Annotated in this window: 17 protein-coding genes and 2 pseudogenes; 14 read left to right on the top strand and 5 right to left on the bottom strand. The window is 41.4% G+C overall.

The features are described from left to right. The first annotated feature begins 77 nt into the window (after positions 1-77). Together ACLFKQ_RS12850 and ACLFKQ_RS12845 are read left to right on the top strand one after the other, a co-directional pair. Positions 78-212, top strand: a complete 135-nt coding sequence (locus ACLFKQ_RS12850) for a hypothetical protein (protein ID WP_449000180.1) — start codon at positions 78-80, stop codon at positions 210-212. Between the two features lie 41 nt (positions 213-253). Continuing rightward, complete coding sequence (locus ACLFKQ_RS12845; RefSeq protein ID WP_449000179.1) at positions 254-1,468, top strand: serine/threonine protein kinase; 1,215 nt, start codon at positions 254-256, stop codon at positions 1,466-1,468. Positions 1,469-1,554: 86 nt separating this feature from the next. Here the strand turns inward: ACLFKQ_RS12845 and ACLFKQ_RS12840 are convergent, their stop codons facing one another. Further along, positions 1,555-2,448, bottom strand: a complete 894-nt coding sequence (locus tag ACLFKQ_RS12840; RefSeq protein WP_449000178.1) for a c-type heme family protein — start codon at positions 2,446-2,448, stop codon at positions 1,555-1,557. Positions 2,449-2,578: 130 nt separating this feature from the next. On the opposite strand from ACLFKQ_RS12840, the gene ACLFKQ_RS12835 reads away from it, so the two are divergent. Continuing rightward, a complete protein-coding gene (locus tag ACLFKQ_RS12835) occupies positions 2,579-3,457 on the top strand; it encodes a phosphate/phosphite/phosphonate ABC transporter substrate-binding protein (RefSeq protein ID WP_449000177.1) in 879 nt (292 codons plus the stop codon). Between the two features lie 492 nt (positions 3,458-3,949). Here the strand turns inward: ACLFKQ_RS12835 and ACLFKQ_RS12830 are convergent, their stop codons facing one another. Further along, positions 3,950-4,126 (bottom strand): DUF4278 domain-containing protein, encoded by a 177-nt coding sequence (locus tag ACLFKQ_RS12830; RefSeq protein ID WP_449000176.1) that lies wholly within the window; start codon positions 4,124-4,126, stop codon positions 3,950-3,952. A 52-nt stretch (positions 4,127-4,178) separates the two neighbouring features. After that, positions 4,179-4,415: a DUF4278 domain-containing protein gene (locus tag ACLFKQ_RS12825; protein WP_449000175.1), complete on the bottom strand. Its 237-nt coding sequence runs from the start codon at positions 4,413-4,415 to the stop codon at positions 4,179-4,181. 177 nt (positions 4,416-4,592) lie between these two features. On the opposite strand from ACLFKQ_RS12825, the gene ACLFKQ_RS12820 reads away from it, so the two are divergent. Both ACLFKQ_RS12820 and ACLFKQ_RS12815 read left to right on the top strand, forming a co-directional pair. Beyond that, complete coding sequence (locus ACLFKQ_RS12820) at positions 4,593-7,613, top strand: WD40 domain-containing protein (RefSeq protein ID WP_449000174.1); 3,021 nt, start codon at positions 4,593-4,595, stop codon at positions 7,611-7,613. An 82-nt stretch (positions 7,614-7,695) separates the two neighbouring features. Then, positions 7,696-8,966, top strand: a pseudogene (locus ACLFKQ_RS12815) (IS701 family transposase). A gap of 102 nt (positions 8,967-9,068) precedes the next feature. Here the strand turns inward: ACLFKQ_RS12815 and ACLFKQ_RS12810 are convergent. Beyond that, a complete protein-coding gene (locus tag ACLFKQ_RS12810; RefSeq protein ID WP_449000173.1) occupies positions 9,069-10,361 on the bottom strand; it encodes a HEAT repeat domain-containing protein in 1,293 nt (430 codons plus the stop codon). Between the two features lie 301 nt (positions 10,362-10,662). Between ACLFKQ_RS12810 and ACLFKQ_RS12805 the strand changes: the two genes are divergently transcribed. After that, the gene (locus ACLFKQ_RS12805) at positions 10,663-13,341 is read left to right on the top strand and encodes a cation-translocating P-type ATPase (RefSeq protein ID WP_449000172.1); all 2,679 of its coding nucleotides are present in this window, start codon (positions 10,663-10,665) and stop codon (positions 13,339-13,341) included. Positions 13,342-13,478: 137 nt separating this feature from the next. Here ACLFKQ_RS12805 and ACLFKQ_RS12800 read toward each other — a convergent pair. Then, positions 13,479-14,132, bottom strand: a pseudogene (locus ACLFKQ_RS12800) (IS66 family transposase); the annotation flags it as partial. Between the two features lie 73 nt (positions 14,133-14,205). On the opposite strand from ACLFKQ_RS12800, the gene ACLFKQ_RS12795 reads away from it, so the two are divergent. The 8 genes from ACLFKQ_RS12795 (at position 14,206) to ACLFKQ_RS12760 (ending at position 23,195) form a co-directional block, all read left to right on the top strand. Then, positions 14,206-15,417, top strand: a complete 1,212-nt coding sequence (locus ACLFKQ_RS12795; protein ID WP_448998010.1) for an IS256 family transposase — start codon at positions 14,206-14,208, stop codon at positions 15,415-15,417. 297 nt (positions 15,418-15,714) lie between these two features. Continuing rightward, entirely contained in the window at positions 15,715-17,457 is a 1,743-nt protein-coding gene (kdpA, locus tag ACLFKQ_RS12790; protein ID WP_449000171.1) for a potassium-transporting ATPase subunit KdpA, read from the top strand. A 95-nt stretch (positions 17,458-17,552) separates the two neighbouring features. Next, positions 17,553-19,619 carry a potassium-transporting ATPase subunit KdpB gene (gene kdpB, locus ACLFKQ_RS12785; RefSeq protein WP_449000352.1) on the top strand — a complete coding sequence of 689 codons (2,067 nt, stop codon included), beginning with the start codon at positions 17,553-17,555 and terminating at the stop codon, positions 19,617-19,619. Positions 19,620-19,752: 133 nt separating this feature from the next. Further along, the gene (locus tag ACLFKQ_RS12780; RefSeq protein WP_449000170.1) at positions 19,753-21,105 is read left to right on the top strand and encodes an IS4 family transposase; all 1,353 of its coding nucleotides are present in this window, start codon (positions 19,753-19,755) and stop codon (positions 21,103-21,105) included. Between the two features lie 31 nt (positions 21,106-21,136). After that, entirely contained in the window at positions 21,137-21,406 is a 270-nt protein-coding gene (locus ACLFKQ_RS12775; RefSeq protein ID WP_449000169.1) for a potassium-transporting ATPase subunit F, read from the top strand. Positions 21,407-21,431: 25 nt separating this feature from the next. Beyond that, entirely contained in the window at positions 21,432-22,013 is a 582-nt protein-coding gene (gene kdpC, locus ACLFKQ_RS12770; protein ID WP_449000168.1) for a K(+)-transporting ATPase subunit C, read from the top strand. Positions 22,014-22,079: 66 nt separating this feature from the next. Continuing rightward, complete coding sequence (locus ACLFKQ_RS12765) at positions 22,080-22,742, top strand: response regulator (RefSeq protein ID WP_449000167.1); 663 nt, start codon at positions 22,080-22,082, stop codon at positions 22,740-22,742. Positions 22,743-22,748: 6 nt separating this feature from the next. Beyond that, positions 22,749-23,195: a CHASE3 domain-containing protein gene (locus ACLFKQ_RS12760; protein ID WP_449000166.1), complete on the top strand. Its 447-nt coding sequence runs from the start codon at positions 22,749-22,751 to the stop codon at positions 23,193-23,195. Positions 23,196-23,319 lie beyond the last annotated feature (124 nt).

Below are 23,319 nucleotides of genomic sequence, written 5' to 3'. Positions count from 1 at the left end.
TTATTTGTTTGGATAAAACGACTCGCGTCGGCAGTCGTCTGCCGACTTCGCTTGGCGAAGGCGAATCGCTGAAGCGATTGACGGAGCCTGTCTTGACGGATCTTCCCGTATCGGAGGAAACCAAGTCCTTCGGACTTGCTTCGCAACCAACGGGCTTCCGTCGCTGCTCTGACCGTTGGTCAATCATGCTCGATCGCCAGCTTTTAAATTAATTTTAGATTTGTTTTCACCAAATTATGGATCGCTCGAATTAATGAGTTTGTGCATCAATCCTCAATGTAAACAACCAAATAATGCCGATACCGTAATCTTTTGCCAGGGGTGCGGTTCGGAATTGCTATTAGATGGAAGATATCGAGTTTTACGTGAACTCGGGCAAGGAGGATTTGGTACGACTTATGAAATCTCAGATTTTAATACTCAACATTTGGTGCTTAAAGTTTTACTCGATAATCATCCTAAATACGTACAATTATTTCAACAAGAGGCACAAGTATTAGCTCTTCTCAATCATCCCGGTATTCCCAAAGTCGATCCAGATAGCTATTTTGTCTATTTTCCTCATGGCAGAGAAGAACCCTTACATTGTTTGGTAATGGAAAAGGTTGAGGGGTTGAACTTAGAAGAATACATCGAGCAAAGAGGTAACCGCCCTCTCAATTGCAAAAGAGTTTTACGTTGGTTGGCAGAACTAAGCTTGATTTTAGAAAGAGTTCACGACCAACATTTTTTTCACCGAGATATCAAACCTTCTAACATTATGTTGAGAGCCAATGGTTCTCTAGTTCTCATTGATTTTGGTACTGTCAGAGAAGTCAGCCAGAGTTACATTGAAAAACAAGCACTTGGAGAAATCACAGGGGTAACTACTGCAGGCTACACGCCAATGGAGCAGATGAAAGGACGAGCGGTGCTACAGTCTGATTTTTACGCTCTTGGGGGTACGATAATTTTTTTATTAACCGCTCAAAATCCCAGCAATTTTTATGATTTTGCTAGTGGTAAATTGAACTGGCATCATGCCGTGCCCGATATTCAACCTAAATTCGCCGATTTAATCGATCGCATGACGTCTTTTTCTCCAGATCAACGTCCCCAAACAGCCAGGGAAATATATAATACAGCAATCGAAATCTCTCTTAGCTTACAAGGGATAGAAGAGTATTTAAACTCGGGTTCTACGCTTCATCCATTTCACTCACCGGCGACGGCGACCGGAATCAATCCAAGTCAGAACACCGCTTTTTCATCTTTCCCACAGCCTAAATCTGAATCTGAGATTACCTCAGAGTTTGTCGAACGCTGTCGTCAAGAATTAGCAGAATTTATCGGTCCGATAGCAACCATTATTTGCAAACGTACCATAGCTCAAAATCCCAATCTCTCAAAAGTACAACTGCTTGAGATTTTAGCCAAAAGTATTGCCAACCCCGAACAGGCTCGTGATTTTCAGCGACGGATGATTTGATCTTTCCAGGAGGACGACGCTTCTGAGATATATTGCTCCTAACCGAGAATTGCTATGACTTCGATACTCATTCTAGATAGGTTTACTTACTTAGAATCCAGCATTTCCAGTGCCATTTTAAGACTGACTTTAAGACGATTGAGAGAAGCTGCCAAGATGCCGATTTCATCATTACTTTTTCGATCGAATTCTACATTCATGTCTCCGGTACTCAGCCTTTTAGATAATTGAGACATTTTGTTAATCGGGTCGGTAATCGTATACTTAAGAAAAACATTCAACAGAATAACGGCAATTACTAAAAAGATTAACACCTTACCAATAATTAACAGGCTTAAGTGTCGTGCATTCTCGAATACTCGACTTGCCGGTACGGAAATAATTTGTGCTCCTGTTAGTTCGCCAATTTTCCAACCAAAACCGTTGTTACTGCCATAAGTAGCAATTTGACTGGCAGGTGCTTGTTCTGGAGTGCCGTGACATCTAAGACAGCTTGCTTGAGTAACTCTCATTGGACGGGCAATATAAAAAATTTCTCCTCCGGGTATCGAACGAAAGCCTTGTTGTTGTTGGTTGGAATTGTTTTGAAAAGATTGAATAATTTCTGTTTCAAATTTATCAGCTTTGTCTCTTAAATTAGTAGGATTTAAAGTAGCTTCCTTATAGAAAAACTCTCTATACTCTTCGTTGGTTCTAAAATGTTCGAAAACTTCTCTAGCCGAATATGCAGGAACTGCTTGGGGTAAAAATAGCTCTTCAGTTTCTAGTCTCGAAGCCAACTCTGGAACGATTTGGCTGTTGGTGTAATTACGAACTGAGTTCATGGTTTCAATCAACATTAAGGCTCGATCTGCTATCACCTGTTCTGCATAACCTTGTATGACTACAGATAGGATCGAACCTACCGTTACAATTAGTAACAATAACATTACCCCTAAAAGTAGATTTAGTTTAAAGCCTAGCTTAAGTTTTTTAAACATTATATTTGTTAGTAGCCAGAATATATTATTGATATTTAATATGTTATATTTTCCCAATTAATATTTCTATGAATTCAAAACTTTTATAAATTTTTGCGATCGATTTATTAACCATTTTTCGAGTAGAGATATGTACTTAAGAAAAATAATATTAATAGTCGTTTTAGTAGTAGTTTCAGCTTGTAGTCGCTCTTCTGAAGAATTTAGCATGGTCAAGCTGAGTATTGGAGTAGTAAGCTATGAAGCTAATGATAATCCTGTCGAAAAATACGCTGATTTTCGCAACTACTTGGGTTCTCAGCTTCATAGAGTGGTGGAGCTAGAACCCGTCTACAACGAAGTTAAAGCCTTGGAGCAAATTGCTCAGAAAAAGTGGGATTTGGTAATCGCTCCTCCTGGTTTAGCAGCGATCGCCAATGCCCGTTACAGTTATTCACCGCTCGTTCCTCTCGAAAGTGGACAACGAACGCGATCGCTGATAACTGTCAAATACGACTCAGAATTTGAGACGCACCAAGATTTAGCGGGTGAAGTAATTGGTTTGGGACAAATAGGTTCGGCGACTGGCTATTATTTACCGATTTATAATCTGTACGGTTTACACTTCGCCGAAGTAAAATTTGCTCCTACCCCCAAGACGATTTTAAACTGGATAGATGAAGGAAAGATTGCGGCAGGGGCGATGTCTATGGCACAATTTCATCGCTATCGACAAAATTTCGAACCAAATAAATTTAAAGTTGTTTATATTGACTCTCATAGCGTACCCCCAGGAGCGATTTTAATCAGCGATCGCATCGGAAGTAGTTCCCAAGAAAAAATCAAACAAATTTTAGCTGAAACACCTTCCTCTATTGCGGCTTCCGTAGGTTTTTTGCCCAATGAACAGCCACCCAACTATGATTATTTAGTTCGGGTAATAGAAACAGTTCGACCGATTGCAGAAGGGATTAAAGGTAAACCAGCACTTCTATATAAACCAACAATAGAGCGACCGAGTAATAGATAAACCCCGCGCTAAATTAACTAAGCTGAGTTGGGCAGAAACAAAGAGGGAAGATTACACTAAAAAATCAAATCTTGTTCGGCATTTCTATAGTATTGAAATACTTGCTACAAATAAATTCAGTTTAAGGAAATTTAATTTTGTAGCAAGTTAAGTTTATAAATTGTTTGTCTTATCATTCTCCTCTCAAGCGATCGGTATAATTAAAGATTATTGTTGACAATTTTTTTAGTTATCTTACTTACGATCTGTTTGAGAACAGCGAATTGCCAATTGTCAAAACTAGCTTGAGTTTGCTTTAAATTTTAATCCATTGACAAACCAATTTTCCATCTATTTATTGCCAGCGAGCTACTAACTTTTTTTTAGTGGGAAAATCAAACTTTCGCTCGACATCGAATCGTTTGTCAGTAACGGTCTTTTCAATACAAATCATTTTATTTCTCCTGTTTTTAGGTTAATTACTCATACGACTAGATTGAGTAAATTATGCCTTTAGAGACCGTAAGTGATACCGCGATATTTTCTAACTCCTAACTGAGAATTAACGACGGCAAAAGGACGACAGCGAATATAAGTTTGTCCTAAGAAGCGAACGGTTTGTTCTGAAGCAATAGTTTGAATGCGATCGCCAGCAGCAGAGTATGTTTGTCCCAAAAAACGTAATTCCATTTTTGTCTCCTATATATTTATCTTCGGTCGGTTATATCGATTGACAGAATAATTAAACTAAGATTGGTTGGAGTTTTTCTCGCTCCCACATATCTTGAAAACTGATAGTTTTTTTGATGTAGTTAACGCCGCGATATTTAAAGACCAGTGTTGAGAAAGAAACAAGTTGAGTGCCGAGATTAATCTGAGAAGAAACCCCACGATATTTACCGGCGATCTCTAAAGTAGAACTAGGTGCGATTTGAACCAACTGATGGTTGTAAGCGTTGCCGCGATAAGTCAATTGCATTGTCTTTTTCCTGTGCATTTATCCTTGATTGGTTATTCTTAGCATCACCGATCTGCAATAATTTACGTAAGATCGCTTTTGGATCGACAATTGGATCGCTAGTGCTGAACTTGACAAACAGTCAAATATAATATATAGAAATCTGGCTGCAACAGTTACAGGAGGTTAATTACCTTAATGGCAAAACTGATAGCTTCTTCCACAGGACTCGCCAAAATTAAGCAAGCACGAAAAGAAAGAGGTTGGAATCTTAATGATTCTCGTTGGTTAGAGTCGGCTAGTGAAGTTTTAGGAGTTTTGCCTCAAGAGGGGAAATTTGCCGCCGGAATCTCTTATGGAACTTGGAAGCGTTTTTTAAGTGGCAAGTATCAAATTAACGCTCGTGCCTTTCAAGCTTACTGTCAAGTTTTAGGACTAGACTGGCAAGGAGTAATCGAAGACGACAGTAATTTTGGCAATGTTAATTCCAACGATCGAGATTGGGGAGAAGCGATTGATGTTTCGGTTTTCTTTGGTAGAGAAGAAGAACTTGCCGCGATCGAGAAATATCTTATTGAAGATAAGTGTCGTCTCGTTACTCTATTGGGTATGGGGGGAATCGGCAAAACTGCCCTATCCATTAAAGCCGCTCGTTTTGTTGCTAATAAGTTTGAATTTGTTATTTGGCGCAGTCTTCGCAATGCTCCACTTTTAGACAAAATACTAACAGATTTAATCCAGTTTATAAGCGAACAAAAACAAATATATTTGCCCGACGCATTAGAACAAAAAATATCTCTTTTACTTCATTATTTGCGTGTGTCACGCTGTCTGTTAATCTTCGATAACGTGGAGTCAATTTTACAGAGCGGACAGGATAAGTCACGTAGTTCTTTGGTGACAAACTATCAAACTGACTATCAAAACTATGGCAATTTGTTTAAAGCGATCGCGGAATCTAAACATCAAAGCTGCTCGCTGTTAACTTCTCGCGAACAACCTCCAAATTTTTCTGCTTATGAAGGAGAAAATTTACCCGTACGGACGATACACATCAAAGGTCTATCTAGTAACGCAGGACAAAAAGTTTTACATTCTAAAGGTAATTTTACTGGCTTAACAACTGCAGGAAACACCTTAATAGAACATTATGGTGGTAATCCTTTAGCTTTAAAAATAGTATCTTCGACAATTCAAGATTTTTTTGCTGGTAACGTTACTAACTTTATTGCTACCTTACAAACAGATGTTTTTATATTTGACGATATTCGCGATTTACTCCAGGAGCAATTTAAACGTCTGACCGGATTAGAACGTCAAATTATGTACTGGTTGGCAATTAATCGCGAGCCAGTTTCTATTAGAGAATTACAACGAGATTTTGTCACCAAGGTCTCTCCAGGAGAATTACTACAATCGTTAGCCTCTTTACAAAAACGTTCTTTTATTGAAAAGTACGACAATTTTTATAGCTTGCAAACAGTAATAATAGAATACATTATTTATGAATTGATAATCAAGATAACAGCAGAAATAAGTTCTCAAGAGATCGAGCTATTAAATCTAGTTGCCCTGTCAAAATCTCAAAGTAAAGACTATATTCGAGAATCTCAAGAAACTCAAATTTTAAAACCAATAGCAGATAAACTACTGGAACTTCTGGGTACACCGCAACAGATCGAAAAGCAAACTCGTGAAATCATTCAATCTCTACATTCTAATATCAACCGAATTTTAAAACGAGGCTATTTGAGTGGTAATATTATCAATATTTTGTCTCAACTAAACCTAGATATAAGCAATTTTGATTTTTCAGGATTGACCGTTTGGCAAGCTAATTTGCAGGAAAAGAAGTTACATAACGTCAATTTTACAGGTGCAGATCTATCTAAATCTGTTTTTACGGAAACCTTTGGTAACATACTTTCGGCTACCTTTAGTCCTGATGGCACGATCCTCGCCACCTGCGATACAGACTGTCAAATTCGACTTTGGGAAGTAGCAACGGGAAAACTGTTGGTTATTTGCAAAGGTCATAATAACTGGGTTCGTTCTGTTTCTTTTAGTCCCGATGGTCGAACTATAGCTAGTGGCAGTGCCGATCGCACGGTAAAATTCTGGCTAGTTAAAGATGGAAGTTGTATCAAGACTTGCCGAGGTCATAAAAATGAAGTATTCTCAGTAGCTTTTAGTCCCGACAATCAATCTATAGTTAGTGCTAGTGGCGATAACATTCTTCGCATCTGGGACTTTCGGACTGGTAAATGTCTTGGAACTTGCAATGGTCATAGTAACTGGGTGCGCTCGGTAGCTTTTAGTCCCGACGGTCAAACTCTAGCTAGTGGCAGTAGCGATCGCACGGTAAGAATCTGGGACTGGAAAAATAATCGCTGTATTCACAGCTTATCGGGTCACGAAGATTTAGTTTGTGGAGTTGCCTTTCATCCCGATAATCAAACCGTAGCTAGTGGGAGTCGGGATAACACAGTTAGGTTGTCGAATCTAAGTACGGGTAAATGCTGCCAAATTTTAGAGGGACATGAAGATTGGGTGTATGCGGTGGCGTTTAGTCCTGACGGTACGACTTTAGCTAGTGGCGGTGCCGATAAAACAGCCAGAATCTGGAATTACCAAACCGGTCGCTGTCTGCAAACTGTTTCGGGACATGGAGATCAGGTCTGGTCAGTGGCGTTTAGTCCCGATGGTAAAACTCTAGCTACTAGCAGCACCGATCGCCAAGTAAGGCTCTGGGATGTTGCTACGGGAAAATCTTGGCAGACTCTAACGGGACATCTAAATCGAATCAAATCAGTTGCTTTTAGTCCGCAAAATAGCAATTTACTAGCTAGTGGCAGTACCGATAATACAGTTATCATCTGGGACACAGGGCAAGGTAAACCTCTGAAAACTCTAGAGGGACATGACAATTGGGTGTTTGCTGTGGCTATTAGTCCTGACGGACGAACCATAGCTAGTGCCTCTCACGATCGCACTGTTAGACTATGGGATCTAGAGACGGGAGAATGCCGCCATATCTGCCAAGGACACCAGCATTTAGTCTCATCTGTTGCCTTTCATCCAAACGGTCAAATTATCGTCAGCGGCTCCCAAGACCAAACAGTAAGGTTGTGGGACGTTAATACTGGTAAATGTCTGCAAGTGTTGCAAGCCGACAGACTATATGAAGGAATGAATATTACCCGTGCTAGCGGTACTTAAACAATTTAAACAGACAAAATAAGATAGAATACCTTTGCTGATTAACTTTAACATTATTCTAAAGCCCGATCGCACTTACTTTATGAAAGAAACTACTCCCGCAGCCATGCCTCCCTGTTTCGATAGATGAGATGGTGTCAAAAGTTTGATGATTTACTGAGAACTAAAGCGCAAAAAAGGGAATTCAGACATTATTTAGGAGGATTATTAGGGGAAAGTGAGCGAAAAAATGTATCTCAAATGGCTAAAGACGCAGTAGAGGTCACATACCACAAATTACACCATTTCTTAACTGAAGCAACTTGGTCAGCGAACAAGATAAATGAACGTCGCTTAGAAGTGATGAACAAGTGTAATCAAACGAGAATCAGTAAGGGATTTAGTCTAATTGTTGATGACTCTGGGCATAGAAAAAGTGGTAACTTTACCGCAGCAGTAGGTCGTCAATATATTGGGGAAATTGGGAAAACAGATAATGGCAATGTTGTAGTAACAACTCATCTATATGATGGCCAAAAAAGCTTACCTTTAGACATAGAACTATATCAACATGGTAATTCGTTGCCCGAAGGAAAGAAAGACAGAGAATTCAAGAAAAAACCCACCTTAGCCTTAGAATTAATCGATAAAAGTTTGAAGAGGGGATATCGACCAGGACTAGTATTAATAGATTCGTCCTATGGTAACAACACAACTGTTTTACTCGAACTGGAAAAAAAGAAATTAAAGTATATAGGAGGAATCGCTAAAAATCGTAATATTTTGGTTAAAACTCCATCAAATCAATTAGAAAAAATCAGAGTAGATGAATATGCTCAATGGTTATCTGATGAGGAATTTAAGGAGATTCAAATCCAGGGTGAAAAACCTAGAACCGTCTGGGTAGCAATAATAGAAGCAGAAATATCAAGGCTAGAAGGAATCAGAAAAATAGCTATCGTCATGAGTGCACCAATCTTTGAAGATGCTGAAGATATTGACTACTTACTCACAAATGTTGAGGGAGAAATAGTAACCGAGCAATGGATAGTTCAAACTTATGCTCAGAGAAACTGGATAGAAGTTTTCTATCGAGAAGCCAAGGGATGGTTAGGATTAAAAGAGTATCAAGTTAGAGATAAGAAGAGTTTGGAAAGACATTTTATTCTAGTTTTTTGTGCCTATACTTTTATCCTTTGGCATAAGCTTACTGGAGGTTTAAGAAGACGTTGGGCGAACAAACCTTTGGAGACATTTCCTGAAGCATTAGAAGCTTTTCGTACAGGTATATCTTATCGTTTTGTCCAATGGTTGAACCAAAATCGCGACGTATTCGTAGCTTATAAAGCTAGTTTGGGCTTTGTTTGGGCTTGATTTTTGTTTAAGTACCGCTAGAGGTTTGACTCCAGCCCAAAAAGCAACCCTAAAAACCTTGGGGGCAATAGAATTTACCAACCGCTCGTACTAGTGTCTCGGTCATTCGGTTTCATCGGTTAATGATTCGGGTAATTTTTTTAAAGCGGCGATCGCGTGTAACCTGACTACTTGATGTTCGTCATTGGCTAATTCTTGTAGCACTGTCTTAGCGGCAACGTCTTGTAATTCTCCCAAAGAATTAGACAGTAGCTGTTTTAATTCGGGCGAGCTATCATGCCTTCCCTGAACTTGCCAAAAGTCGATTAATGCCCCTGAAGCTTTAGCTGTTAAATTGGAGGCTTTAATTCTGCCTAGAACGTTGATAATTTCTAGTGTGAGTAACTCTAAATCGACTGAGTCAGAGGCAGGCGCGTCATGTTTTGACAGAGACTCTCTGAGGCTCAAACTCTGACGTAAATAGTCAATTGCTAATTCAGTTTCGCTCCAAGCTAAGGCTCGTACCAAATCTAGCTTCAAACTCACTGGAGTATTGCTAGAGTTTAGAGGGATGAATAGAGCCTTTACTGCCGACTCGTGTTTCATTCTTCCTAGAGCAAAAGCGGCACGACTGCATACTTCTAAATTGAAGTCATAAAGTAAAGGCTGAAGATGGGCGACTAAATCTAATTCCTCGCACAGATCCGGACGAAAACCCAAGGCATTCGCCGCTTCTTTTCTCACCGATGAAGAGGTATCTTTCAACGCCGTCAATAACAACAGAGGAATGCGCTCGTCGTGGAAGCTACCCAAAGCTTCGATCGCCACGGTTCTTATTTCTGGATCGCGATCGTCAACTACGGTAATTAAAGGCGTGATAATCTCTGGACGACGAATATAAGCCAATGACTTGACCGCCAAATGTCGATGTTGCGATCGCGGCAATAATTCTACTAAGGCATCGATCGCTGCAGTTCCAATTTGAGTTAGAGTTTTACCCGCGACAACCGCTAATTCTTCGATTTCTGTTTCTTGTAATAATTTGACTAAAGATAATACTACCTTTGGTTCGGGAAATTTGCCCAAAACGCTGCAGATAAACCAACGAACTTCGCTATCTACGGCTTCATCTTCTAATAATTCAATCAAAGGCTCGACGATCGAGTTACCTAAAAGAGGTAGTGACTTAGCAACTTCCCATTGTTCCTGAAAATCCCCTTCAAGTAAAACCGTCGATGCCAATTGAAATGTTATTTTCCAATCCGATTCTGTCGGTAAAATTAAGCGAGTTTTGTTTTTAGAGACGGGTAGTTGTCGCAAGTATCTGTTGACTGCCGACCAATTTTGCCGTTTTGCCGCCTCCATACCCCGATTTAAAGTTAGTTCGACTGAGTTTTCCGAGCTAAAGTTGGTCATGCGATCGCTACCTATATCTGTTCAAAACTTTGTCTTTAATCCCTACTATTGCTTTCTGGGATAATTTTAGTCTTTAATTGGTAGATAACGGGATCTTCTGAATGGGACATTTGATTATCCTATCGCGTCGTGTATCTTCTTTCCCCCGAAATTTTTCTCGATCCCTGAGTTCAAAGTATTGTAACCCTAACTTTGAGTAGAGGTTTTCATACAAGCTTCGCCTCTATACTTTGTCTAAGTTTTGAGACTACGCCGAACTTAAATCTCGATCGATCGAGCATTAGCTTTGAGGGGGAGCATTATGCCAGAAACCATTACGGAAAAAACGCTCGAACGCCAATGGCATCAACTCACCATGCAGGAGGTAGTTCAAACATTAAAAAGCAATCGAGACACGGGACTACCTGGAAATGAAGTAGAGGAACGACGAGAACGTTTCGGAGCCAATCAGCTAAACCCCCAAAAAGACAAAAATCCTTGGGTACGATTCTTAGAACAGTTTAACCAACCCCTGCTATATATTTTATTAATTGCTGGTGCCATCTCCCTCTTCCTGCAACATTGGCTAGATGCTGGGGTGATTTTTGCGGTTGTCCTCATTAACGCCATTGTTGGTTACATTCAGGAATCTAGAGCCGAGAAAGCCATGAAGGCATTAGCGGAGTCTGTCACTACTGAGTCAACAGTAATTCGCAATGGCAAAGAACAACGCTTACCTTCAAACGAGTTAGTCCCAGGGGATATAGTGAAACTGAGTTCGGGGGAAAAGATACCCGCTGACTTACGGCTGTTTGAAACCAAAAACCTGCAAATAGACGAGTCAGCCTTAACCGGAGAATCAGTTACCGTTGAAAAAGCAACTGAGCCACTGAATGCAGAAACCCACCTAGCAGACAGAGAAAATATGGCTTACGCTGGCACCGTGGTAACCTCTGGGCAAGGACGTGGCATTGTTGTTGCCATTGGTGAGGCAACAGAGACAGGACATATCTCTGAATTAGTCGAACAAAGAGCAGAACTGACGACCCCCCTAACTCGTAAATTAGATAAATTCAGTTGGAAATTGCTATATGTCATTTTAGGACTAGCAGCATTGACCTTTGCGGTGGGATTGGGACAGGGTAAATCATGGTTAGAGATGTTTCAAACCGCCGTAGCATTAGCAGTTAGTGGTATTCCTGAAGAGTTGCCTTCCTTGGTGACAATTACCCTGGCAATTGGGGTTTCCCGTATGGCCAAACGTCATGCGATTATCCGAAAACTACCCGCTGTCGAAACTTTAGGTAGTGCGACAGTAATTTGTTCCGACAAAACTGGCACGCTAACGGAAAACCAGATGACCGTTGAAAACATTTATGCTGGGGGCAAACGTTATCAAGTTGAGGGGGCAGGGTATCAAACAGAGGGTGAAATTTTGCACGATGACCAGTCTGTTGACTTAGCGGAAACGCCAGTGTTGTGGGAATGTTTGCAGTGTGGACTGTTATGTAATGATTTCCGACTGCAAGAAAAGGAAGGACAGCCAACTGTTGAAGGCGATCCTACTGAAGGGGCGCTGATTGTGGTTGCCAATAAAGCGGGATTAACTCGGCAAGATTTGGAGGAGAAACTGCCGAGGCTAGATGAGATTCCCTTTGAATCTGAGTATCAGTACATGGCAACCTTACATCAAAAAGATTTGGACAAGATAATTTATGTGAAAGGGTCACTGGAAGCCATTCTTAGCCGATGCGATCGCAGCCTCGATGCCCAAGGAGAAGAGACTTCCTTAGATCCCGAACGGGTCGAACAAGAAGCCGAGGCGATGGCAAATGAGGGGTTACGGGTGCTGGCGTTTGCGAAAAAGCCTGTCTCGGCTGAGGTTAAATCGTTGAAGCGCAAGGATATTCAACAAGGGCTGATTTTTCTGGGCTTGCAGGCCGCGATCGATCCGCCTCGTCAGGAGGCAATTGAGGCGGTAGATGTCTGTAAATCTGCTGGCATTCAAGTCAAAATGGTAACGGGCGATCCTGCAGTCACGGCAGCCGCGATCGCCCGCATGATGAATTTGAACCAAGAACGAGAAGTGCAGGCTCTAAGCGGTAAGGACTTGGAGCAAATGAGCGATCGGCAACTCAAGAATGCCTTAGAAGATAGCGTAGTTTTTGCCCGCGTCGCCCCCGAACAAAAACTACGTCTCATTGAAGCTTTGCAATCTAAAGGTGAAATTGTTGCCATGACTGGGGATGGAGTCAACGATGCTCCTGCTCTCAAGCAAGCGGATATTGGCATTGCCATGGGGCAAGCAGGTACGGAAGTAGCCAAGGAATCTGCCGATCTTATCCTAACTGACGATAATTTTGCCTCCATTGAAGCAGCGGTTGAAGAAGGGCGCACCATTTACCTGAATTTACGCAAAGCCATTTCCTTTGTTTTACCCGTTAATGGCGGAGAACTACTCACGATTTTGGCAGGAGTCTTAGTAGGAACGGCTCTTCCCATCCTACCTCTGCAAATTCTGTGGGTTAATATGGTCAGTTCCGTTGCTTTATCGGTTCCCCTCGCCTTTGAACCTAAGCCTGAAGGTATAATGAAATCGCCCCCACGCAACCCTAACGAACCGATCCTTTCTGGTAGTATTATCAGACGTGTTGCCATCATTTCCTTATTTAACTGGGCGATTACCTTTGGTGTTTTTGAATTGATGTTGCAACAGACAGACGAAATCATGTTGGCTCGGACAATGGCGGTTCAAGCCTTAGTCGCTGCAGAAGTTTTTTATCTGTTGAGTCTCAGTCAGTTTATCCCTTCGGTTTGGCGCAAATTGCGACACAAAACCGAAAAAATTGCCTATGCTCCAGCAATTGGCATTGCCTGCGTTATTGTTTTACAAATTCTTTTTAGTCAGCTACAGGTTATGAATAGGCTGTTTGAGACAGTTCCCCTCAGCTTTACCCAAGTCTTAATTTGTGTTGGTGCTGGCTTACCTGTAATTATTTAATTATTGCCGGAGTTTTGCTGAGGCGTTTTGATTAACGGTACTTAAACAAAAATCAAGCCCAAACAAAGCCCAAACTAGCTTTATAAGCTACGAATACGTCGCAATTTTGGTTCAACCATTGGACAAAACGTAAGGATTCAGGTGCAAGCATGAGGAATAAGAGAAGGATAAGAACAATGTCCAACTGTAGCTTGTAAAGTCTGTTGAAAAAAAGTAATCACCGAACGTCCTTGCAAACGACAAGATTGAATTGCACTCAGCAGGTTGGCTGTATGTTGAAACCGTTCGATGGAACGAGAGCCACCACAAACTTTCCGCTTGGTTACAGCAGTTCTCAAACATCGTTCAGCTAGATTATTGTCGGGGGGTATCTGAGGATGTGTCAGAAAATACCACCATTGCTCCGCCTTATCACGCAGCGAACGTAGCAGTTTTCCAGCTTCATGACCAGCATTCTTGAGCCAAGTCTTAATTGCGCTAGTCACTCGCCTTCGGAAATCCTCTGCCCAATCTCGATAGTGGCTTTCCTGATGGGTCTGTCGCCAAACCCGATGTTGCTTAAATGCCTCATCAATTAGAGACAGAAAGGTGGTAGCAATTTCTTGGTTATCTACCCCTTTAGTCTTTAACAGTTTTTGAAAATGACGACGTAGATGAGCCAAACACTTTTGTTGTCCTGCTACTGAATAGCCGTTGTAGACACTAAAATCGTCGCTAATCAAAACTCCATCATAGAATACTCCTAATACAGCTTCCAATTCTCTGCGTTTTCTAGTATCGCCGGCATGAAAGGGTATGTAAAATAAATTGTGTCAAAGGTCAAAACACACTCTAATAAATAGAATTAATGTGAGGAATGAGACTATGACCTTTCGACCAGAGTTAATTGATGAACTGCTCAAAGACTATGAAAAACCAGAAGACCTTATTGGAGAAGGAGGAATCCTCAAACAACTGACCAAAAAACTCGTAGAGCGTTGTTTAGAAGCTGAAATAGACGTACATCTAGAGACTCAGAAGGCAGAGCGGGGCAAAAAAGAGCGACAAAATCGACGCAACGGACACAGCCGTAAAACCATTAAGGGGGAGTTTGGCGAAGCGGAACTTGCCGTGCCTCGCGATCGCGATCGCCAATTCGAGCCTCAGATGGTCAAAAAAGGACAAACTCGTTTTACAGGCTTCGATGACAAGATTCTCGCCCTGTATGCGAGAGGAATGACCACTCGTGATATCCAAGCCCAACTACAAGACCTTTATGGAGTAGAAGTATCGCCAGCCCTGGTATCTCAAGTAACCAATGCGGTTCATGAAGAGCGACTCCAGTGGCAAAATCGCAGCCTAGAGGCAGTGTATCCAATTATCTTTTTTGATGCTTTGGTCGTCAAAGTCAGACAGGAGGGAAGAGTCATCAACAAAGCCGTCCATCTAGCTCTGGGAATCAACATCGAAGGCGATAAGGAGTTATTGGGGCTGTGGATGACCCAGACAGAAACGGCAAAATTCTGGCTGTCGGTGTTAACTGAGTTAAAGAATCGTGGAGTCAAGGATATCTTTATTGCTTGTATCGATGGTCTGACGGGCTTCGCCGAAGCGATTGAAACGGTATTTACGCAAACCCGCGTACAGTTATGTATGGTACACATGGTCAGGAACTCCCTACGCTATGTCTCCTACAAACACCGTAAAGCTGTTGCCGCTGACCTCAAACGAGTGTACACTGCCGCTACTGAAGCTGAAGCCGAACAGGCACTAATAACTTTTGCTGACAAGTGGGACTCCACTTATGCCCCAATTAGTAGGTCTTGGCTGGCTCACTGGCAGCACGTGATTCCGTTTTTCCAGTTTCCTCCAGAAATCCGTCGCATTATTTACACCACTAATGCGATCGAGTCGATGAATATGACTCTTAGAAAAGTGTTGAAGAATCATCGGATTTTTCCAACAGATGAAGCTGCGCTCAAAGTTATTTATCTTGCGATTAATAACTTATCTCAGAGATGGACTAGACCTTTACGGGATTGGAAAGCTGCTTTAAATCGATTTGCCATCGAGTTTGAAGGACGGCTTCCACTTTAACTTTCTTTGACACAAACTTATTGACAGATCCTAATATTTTCTTGAAATTTTTTTATTCCCCTAATTTAATTAATTCCTCGTGTTTATTGCTTGGGATTTTTACGATCGCTAATATATTTAATCTATATCTTTAGATATATAACTATTGTCATAAAGTTTTTTGATGGGATTACCTAAAAATATATTTAATTTTATTTGAATAAATATAACAGTTGTTATATTGTCAAACAAATTTTGCAGCGTCAAAATATTACTATTGATTTTCGTTCTGCGCCCGAAAAAAGCTAAATATTAGAAATGATTCAAGGATTTATTCAAATAGCCTTAACTCTACTGATTTTAATCATCATCGTTCCCTTTTTGGGGAACTATATGGCTCGGGTATTCTTGCATGAAAAAACTTTACTCGATCCAGTAATAAAACCAGTTGAAGGCATAATTTATGCAGGAATTGGCATCAATAAAGATAGAAATATGGGAGGTTGGCAGTATGCCAAAGGTGTACTCATCAGCAACCTAATTATGTTGGTTTTAGTCTATTTAATCTTCATGCTTCAAGGGATTTTACCCTTAAATCCAGTCGGATTAGAAGCACCCAGTTGGGATTTAGCCCTCCACACGGCTATTTCTTTTGTTACCAATACTAACCAACAGCATTATTCTGGGGAAACAACCTATACTTATGCTTCCCAAATGTTTGCCTTGGGATTTTTAATGTTTACCTCAGCAGCCACGGGTATTGCTGTGGCGATCGCTTTTATTAGGGGTTTGACGGGTAGACCTTTAGGTAACTTTTATACAGATCTAACTCAATCGATTACGCGAATTTTACTGCCTATTTCCTTAGTAGGAGCTATTGTTTTATTAATTCTCGGCGTGCCTGAAACTTTAGAGGGACCAGCAGTAGCAACAACCTTAGAAGGTCTAACCCAGTATATCGCTCGCGGACCAGTAGCGCATTTTGAAATAATTAAACAACTAGGAGAAAATGGCGGCGGTTTTTTTGCCATTAATTCTGCCCATCCTTTTGAAAATCCCAATCCCTTCTCCAACCTGATAGAAACTATCGCCATGGTTGCCATACCGGCTTCCCTAATTTATACCTACGGAATATTTATGGGGAACAAAAAACAGGGATGGTTGCTATTTGGGATGGTATTTATCGTCTATGCAATTTTAGTAGCGATCGCTGCTGTGGGTGAATTCTATGGCAACCCCCTCGTTAACGGTTTTTTGGGCGAAGTAGCCCCCAACTTAGAAGGCAAAGAAGTCCGCTTTGGTTGGGCGCAGACGGCACTGTGGGCAGTCACTACCACGGGAACGATGTGCGGCGCAGTCAACGGGATGCACGATTCTTTAATGGCTCCTGGCGGCTTTGTTACCCTATCCAATCTGTTCCTGCAAATCATTTGGGGCGGACAGGGGACGGGAACTGCCTATTTAATCATCTTTCTGATCTTGACTGTATTTCTCACTGGATTGATGGTAGGCAGAACGCCAGAATTCTTGGGACGCAAAATTGAGAAAAAAGAAATCGTGCTGGCAAGCGTGATTTTGCTCGTTCATCCCATCATGATTTTAATTCCAGGAGCGATTACTATGACCTTTGCTAATTTGGGAGTATCGCCAGAATTAACTACGCAAGCTACTGTCTCATTGCCAGAATTAGTGTCGCTGGCTGGAATTACTAATCCAGGTTTTCACGGCATTTCCCAAGTTATTTACGAATATGCCTCTGCTGCGGCTAATAACGGTTCGGGGTTTGAAGGTTTGGCAGATGGCAATCTGTGGTGGAATTTGAGTGCCTCTGTCAGTCTTTTAGGAGGACGCTACATTCCCATTATTGCCTTACTCTTACTCGCAGATAACATGACTCGCAAACAGCCAGTGCCTGAAACTCCCGGTACTCTTCGCACCGATACGGGTTTATTTACAGGCGTTACGGCAGGGATAATTCTGATTCTCGGCGCACTAACCTTTTTCCCCGTCCTCGCCTTAGGACCGATCGCCGAAGGATTTCTAATCGTAGCTGGAGGATAAAGGCGATCTCGCAAATCGTTTCAAATTACAAGCAATTACTAGCAATGAATACAGGAAATAGACAACCAACCAGAAATCGCCCCAATCTACGTCCCATGACAGAAAGAGGTGCCCGCCATCGTCAAAACAAGCAAAAGCGAGTCAGCACTAAGGGACTATATCAACGGGCATTTAAAGAAGCTTTTGTCAAACTCAACCCCAAGGTGATGCTGAAAAACCCAGTTATGTTTGTGGTTTGGGTTGGCACCATCGTCACTGCCATAGCAACAATCGCTCCGACCTTATTGGGTTCGGTTTCTGGGGAAGACGAGCGTTTATTTAACGGCTTAGTCACGATTATTATTTTCTTTACCCTTCTGTTTGCCAACTTTGCCGAAGCGGTAGCCGAAGGCAGAGGTAAAGCTCAAGCGGACTCTTTGCGAGCGACTAAATCGGATACGATCGCTAAAAAAGTACTGCCTGATGGTTCCATTGAAGAAATAAGTTCTACAACACTTCACAAAGGCGACATTATCCAAGTCATTGCCGGGGAGATTATTCCCGCCGATGGAGAAGTAATTGAAGGGGTTGCTTCCGTCGATGAATCTGCCATTACCGGAGAATCTGCCCCCGTTCTCAAAGAACCAGGTTCGGACGTGGCTAGTTCCGTTACGGGAGGAACTAAAATTATCTCTGACGAACTGAAAATAAGGGTTACTTCTGATGCGGGAAAAGGTTTCCTAGACCGCATGATTTCCCTAGTAGAAGGGGCAGAACGATCGAAAACCCCCAACGAAATTGCCCTGACTGTATTGCTGGCAGTTTTAACTCTAGTTTTCCTGATCGTCGTAGCGACTCTTCCTCCTCTCGCCAATTACCTAGGTAGTCCCGTTAGCGTTGTCATTCTGGTTTCTCTACTCGTTGCCCTCATTCCTACTACTATCGGTGGTTTACTCAGTGCGATCGGTATTGCGGGAATGGATCGAGTTGCCCAGTTTAATGTTGTAGCTACTTCGGGAAGAGCAGTAGAAGCTTGTGGGGATATTAATACTCTAGTACTGGATAAAACGGGAACGATTACTTTAGGAAATCGCTTGGCAGAGGAGTTTATCAGCGTTAACGGTCATAGCGAACTAGAAATTGCTCAAATTGCCCTCGCTGCTAGTCTCTTTGATACCACTCCTGAAGGCAAATCGATTGTCAAACTTGCCCAAAAATTAGGGGCGAGCGTCAATTTTGACTCCGAACAAGCCGAAGGAATTGAATTTTCTGCCAAAACTCGCATGAGCGGTACGGATTTACCCAATGGTGGAGAAGTGCGCAAAGGAGCAGTAGATGCGATTAAAGGTTTCGTTCGTTCTCGGGGTGGTGAAGTTACACCGGATTTAGACCAAGCATACGAAAGGGTTTCCCGTCTCGGCGGTACTCCCCTAGCAGTGGCTTTGGATCGGGAATTATACGGGGTCATTTATCTCAAAGACATTATTAAGCCGGGGATGCGCGAACGTTTTGACCAGTTACGGCGCATGGGGGTTAAAAGTGTGATGCTGACGGGAGATAACCGCATTACTGCTTCGGTAATTGGTCGAGAAGCAGGAGTGGATGACTTTATCGCCGAAGCTACCCCAGAAGACAAAATTGCCGTGATTCAAAAGGAACAGCAACAAGGCAAGTTGGTGGCAATGACGGGAGACGGTACCAACGATGCTCCTGCTTTGGCACAGGCAAATGTTTGTTTGGCAATGAATTCGGGTACGCAAGCGGCTAAAGAAGCAGCAAATATGGTGGATTTAGATTCCGATCCGACTAAGTTAATCGATTTGGTGACAATTGGGAAGCAATTATTGATTACTCGCGGAGCCTTGACTACTTTTTCTCTGGCTAACGATATTGCTAAATATTTTGCGATTATTCCGGCAATGTTTGCAGCAGTTGGTATTGGTAGGTTGAATATTATGGGTTTGGCTAGTTCTCAATCAGCGGTGTTATCGGCATTAATTTACAATGCTTCGATTATTCCAGCTTTAATTCCTTTGGCATTGAGAGGAGTACAATTTAGACCTTTAAGTGCTAATCAATTGTTAGTCCGAAATATTTTTATTTATGGTTTGGGTGGAATTATCGCGCCGTTTATTGGGATTAAAATTATCGATTTAATTATTGCTGGGATTGGTTTGGCTTGAATTAAGTAATAGGCATTGGTGACAAGTTAAGAAAATGTACAAGATGTCAAATGTAATCAAATCAGGGGGTGTAGGAATTTTAAACTAGGTAGTGAAAACAGATTAAGCGTCAATGCGATCGCTAAAATTAAAGATGGCACACTCACAAAAAAGTATTAGAGACCACGCCAGAAATAGAAGCCATCCAAACGTGAATAACAAGGCAATTTCTCAGCAGTTAGAAGATTTGGTCAAACCATGTGTCTATAATCAACTAGCTTACTATCGTTCATTAGGCATGAGAGACCGAATTTTAGGTTGGCCTATGATGTTAGCAGCAGTGTTGACCTTGGTATGGAGACAAGTGCCTTCGTGTCGAGAACTTAATCGAATGCTAGCCAGGGAAAATCTGTTGTGGGCCAAAGCAACTTCTGTCTCGCAGCAAGCTCTATCCCAAAGACTGTTAACCTTTCCTGCGTCAATGTTTGAGAAAGTCTTAACTGATTTGTTAGTAACTCTCAATCAGAGATGGCATCAAAGGCAAAAGCGACCTCTTCCTTTAAGTGTGATTTATGCCAGTCGACATTTTAAGCAACTCTGGATTGTTGATGCTTCAACCTTAGAGGCACTGTTTCGCAAGCTCAAAAGCTTAGAGGATTCAACTTTAGGCAAACTAGGAGGACGAATTTGTGAGGTTGTAGCTCTAAAGACTCGTTATCCAGTCCAAACTTGGTTTGACGAGCGAGCCTATGCTCATGAAAGTAATTTTGTGCCAAACTTGCTCGAACTAGTTAGACCCAAAACATTGCTGCTGCTAGATCGAGGATTTTGGAACTATAGCTTGTTTGAGAAACTGATTTTAGCTCAATCAGACTTTGTGACTCGACTTAAAACTAACGCCAAATATGAATCGATTTTAATCCTGAGTCAATCTTACACTCATCGAGACAGTTTAATTCGTTTGGGTACTGGTTATCAAGGCAATCCAATTCTCGCTCTACGTCTAGTTGAAATCCGTCATGGTAATGGTTGGTATCGATATTTGACTTCGGTAGTTAACCCCAATATTTTACCTCCCTTTGTGGTTGGAGAGCTCTACTCCCGTCGCTGGCGAATCGAAGAAAGTTTTCTTTTGCTCAAACGATTGCTAGGTTTGAGTTACTTGTGGACTGGTTCAATTAATGGGATTAAATTACAAATCTGGGCAACCTGGCTTTTTTATGCCATCCTTCTCGAGCTGTGTGATGAAATTGCTGACGAGTTGACCCTACCTATGGATTCTATTTCAATAGAAATGGTTTTTCGTGGAATTTATCACTTTACTCAAGCACTCAATCAAGGCAGTACCACTGACATTATTGCCTATCTAACTGCACCTGAAAATCGAGACTTAGGGATAGTCAAATCCCCGCGCCCAAAACGGACAAACCGCCTCTTAATTTGTCAGCCAAACCCTCTTGACAACTGGCTTTTGAGCCTTAACTTGTCACCAATGGGAAATAAGTAATAAGTTTTTCTTAGTTATTTAGCTAAAGCTCATGAAAACAAATAAATCAAACGAATTTTTCTTGTCTCATAATCTTCGAGAAACAATTCAAAATATTGGCGATCGCTTTTTAAAAAATTCTCTGGCGAAAGTTTTATTGTTAACTACAAGTTTGAATCTAGTTATTGCTCCGGCGGTTATGGCTGCTTCGGGTACGGAAATTACTCGCCAAACTGCTTATGCGATCGGAATTTTATATTGTGTAACTTTAGGGTTATCGGTCTATCTGTTTACCGTAATTTTTCAACCGGAACGCTTTTAATTTTGACTTTTGAATTTTTAAAACTATGTCTATTTTTCGAGAAATAATAACCGCCATTAGAGCCACCTTAGTTTTATGGATTTTAACGGCTTTGATTTATCCTTTTTTGATGATTTTTATCGGGCAAATTTTCTTTCCCGAACAAGCTAATGGCAGTTTAATTACTAATACCCAAGGTGAAATTATTGGCTCGACTTTAATCGGACAACCTTTTAGTAGCGATCGCTATTTTTGGAGTCGTCCTAGTACTACAGAATACAGTACTAGTGAAGATGCTGCACCCACTGGAATTTCTGGGGCGAGTAATTTAGCTCCCAGTAATCCAGAATTAATCGAGCGAGTCAAAACCACGGTTGCGCGACTGCAACAGCAAGAAGTTGAACCTACTGCTGACTTGGTTTACACTTCCGGTTCGAGTTTAGATCCTCATATCACTTTGGAAGCTGCTAGGGCGCAAATTGCCAGGGTTGCACGGGCACGAAATTTGGATACCAATCAAGTTGAAATTCTCATTTCTAGAGCTGTTGATGGGCGTTTTCTCGGCATTTTTGGCGAACCAGGGGTGAATGTTTTAAAGCTCAATTTAGCCCTCGATGCCCTTGAATAAAAAGTTGTAGAGATGTAGCAGGAATAAATCTACTAAACAAACTCCTCACAAAATAAGCAAAATCTCATGATTAGTCGAAAAATTTTAATAGTAGACGACCATAGAACAATTCGTCAAACTGTAGTGCAAGCCTTGGAAGCTTTAGGACATCAAGTAGTTCCTGCAACCGATGGTCGAGATGCTCTCAGACAGTTGGAAAATTCAGAATATGACCTGATGTTGTTAGACCTAAAAATGCCAGGAATGGATGGTTTGGAGGTCCTAAAAAAAGCTGTTAAAAAATACCCAGATTTGCCAGTAGTTATTATTTCAGCCCACGGAACGATTAATAGTGCTATAGAAGCGATGAAATTAGGGGCAGTAGATTTTTTGGAAAAGCCCTTTACACCTCAGCAATTACGAAGGGTAATTTACCCTATTTTAGAGCAGGAAACCGATGAGAATGAAGAAAATAGAACTTATAAAAAGGCGATTAATACTGCCAAAATTAATACCAGTAAAGGAAAATTAGATCGTGCGATCGCTCACGTTAAACAAACAATTGGGTTAAATCCTTCTAATCCAGAAGCTTTTAATCTCCTAGGCGAAATCTATGAATTAGCAGGAGAACGTTTAGAAGCATTAAAACAGTATCGGGTGGCTATCGACCTCGATCCAACTTATAAACCAGCCCAAGCTAACCTCGACCGCGCTACGCAATCGCCCAAAACTCGCCCCACAAAACTATAGAATTGAGTGAAACTTAAAACAAAAATTCTTGCTGGTTATGGACTTGCTCTTACCCTAGTTGTCTTGGTTTGTGTCTGGGGTGCGCTCAATTTGCGGCGATTGGGAAAAGCCAGTGACGCTATTTTACAGGAAAACTATCGCAGTATTTTGGCAGCAGAAAACATGATTGACGCGATCAAACGTCAAGATAGTGCTACTCTATTATTTTTGTTAGGAGTACGATCGCGAGGAATCGAGCAATTTCGTAGTAGTGAAGTGGCTTTTTTACAATGGTTAGGACGTGCTAAAGATAATATTACTATCCCAGGAGAAAAAGAAATCTTGCTCGAACTTGAGGGCAGTTATGAAAATTACCTCATTACCTTTGATCGATTACAACAACAAGAACTTACAGATGATTCAGTTATAAATTACTATTACAAAACATTATTTCCTACGCCGCTTCCATTTTAAATACCAGTTTTCAACGCGCTATTGGCAACCATTTTTTAGAGGTTTTTAATAATCCACAACTTTACGAACAAATTAACGGTACTTAAACAATTTAAACAGACAAAATAAGATAGAATACCTTTGC

This window comes from Myxosarcina sp. GI1(2024), from assembly GCF_053543375.1.
This window is presented reverse-complemented; position numbering and strand designations above follow the sequence as displayed.

Bases quoted from the DNA above. Each gene is read 5' to 3' on its own strand.
- ACLFKQ_RS12820 (WP_449000174.1), top strand. From the start codon at position 4,593: ATGGCAAAACTGATAGCTTCTTCCACAGGACTCGCCAAAATTAAGCAA.
- kdpC (WP_449000168.1), top strand. From the start codon at position 21,432: ATGTCTATTTTTCGAGAAATAATAACCGCCATTAGAGCCACCTTAGTT.
- ACLFKQ_RS12810 (WP_449000173.1), bottom strand. From the start codon at position 10,361: ATGACCAACTTTAGCTCGGAAAACTCAGTCGAACTAACTTTAAATCGG.
- ACLFKQ_RS12825 (WP_449000175.1), bottom strand. From the start codon at position 4,415: ATGCAATTGACTTATCGCGGCAACGCTTACAACCATCAGTTGGTTCAA.
- ACLFKQ_RS12840 (WP_449000178.1), bottom strand. From the start codon at position 2,448: ATGTTTAAAAAACTTAAGCTAGGCTTTAAACTAAATCTACTTTTAGGG.
- kdpA (WP_449000171.1), top strand. From the start codon at position 15,715: ATGATTCAAGGATTTATTCAAATAGCCTTAACTCTACTGATTTTAATC.
- kdpB (WP_449000352.1), top strand. From the start codon at position 17,553: ATGACAGAAAGAGGTGCCCGCCATCGTCAAAACAAGCAAAAGCGAGTC.
- ACLFKQ_RS12845 (WP_449000179.1), top strand. From the start codon at position 254: ATGAGTTTGTGCATCAATCCTCAATGTAAACAACCAAATAATGCCGAT.
- ACLFKQ_RS12805 (WP_449000172.1), top strand. From the start codon at position 10,663: ATGCCAGAAACCATTACGGAAAAAACGCTCGAACGCCAATGGCATCAA.
- ACLFKQ_RS12765 (WP_449000167.1), top strand. From the start codon at position 22,080: ATGATTAGTCGAAAAATTTTAATAGTAGACGACCATAGAACAATTCGT.
- ACLFKQ_RS12830 (WP_449000176.1), bottom strand. From the start codon at position 4,126: ATGGAATTACGTTTTTTGGGACAAACATACTCTGCTGCTGGCGATCGC.
- ACLFKQ_RS12775 (WP_449000169.1), top strand. From the start codon at position 21,137: ATGAAAACAAATAAATCAAACGAATTTTTCTTGTCTCATAATCTTCGA.
- ACLFKQ_RS12835 (WP_449000177.1), top strand. From the start codon at position 2,579: ATGTACTTAAGAAAAATAATATTAATAGTCGTTTTAGTAGTAGTTTCA.
- ACLFKQ_RS12795 (WP_448998010.1), top strand. From the start codon at position 14,206: ATGACCTTTCGACCAGAGTTAATTGATGAACTGCTCAAAGACTATGAA.
- ACLFKQ_RS12780 (WP_449000170.1), top strand. From the start codon at position 19,753: ATGGCACACTCACAAAAAAGTATTAGAGACCACGCCAGAAATAGAAGC.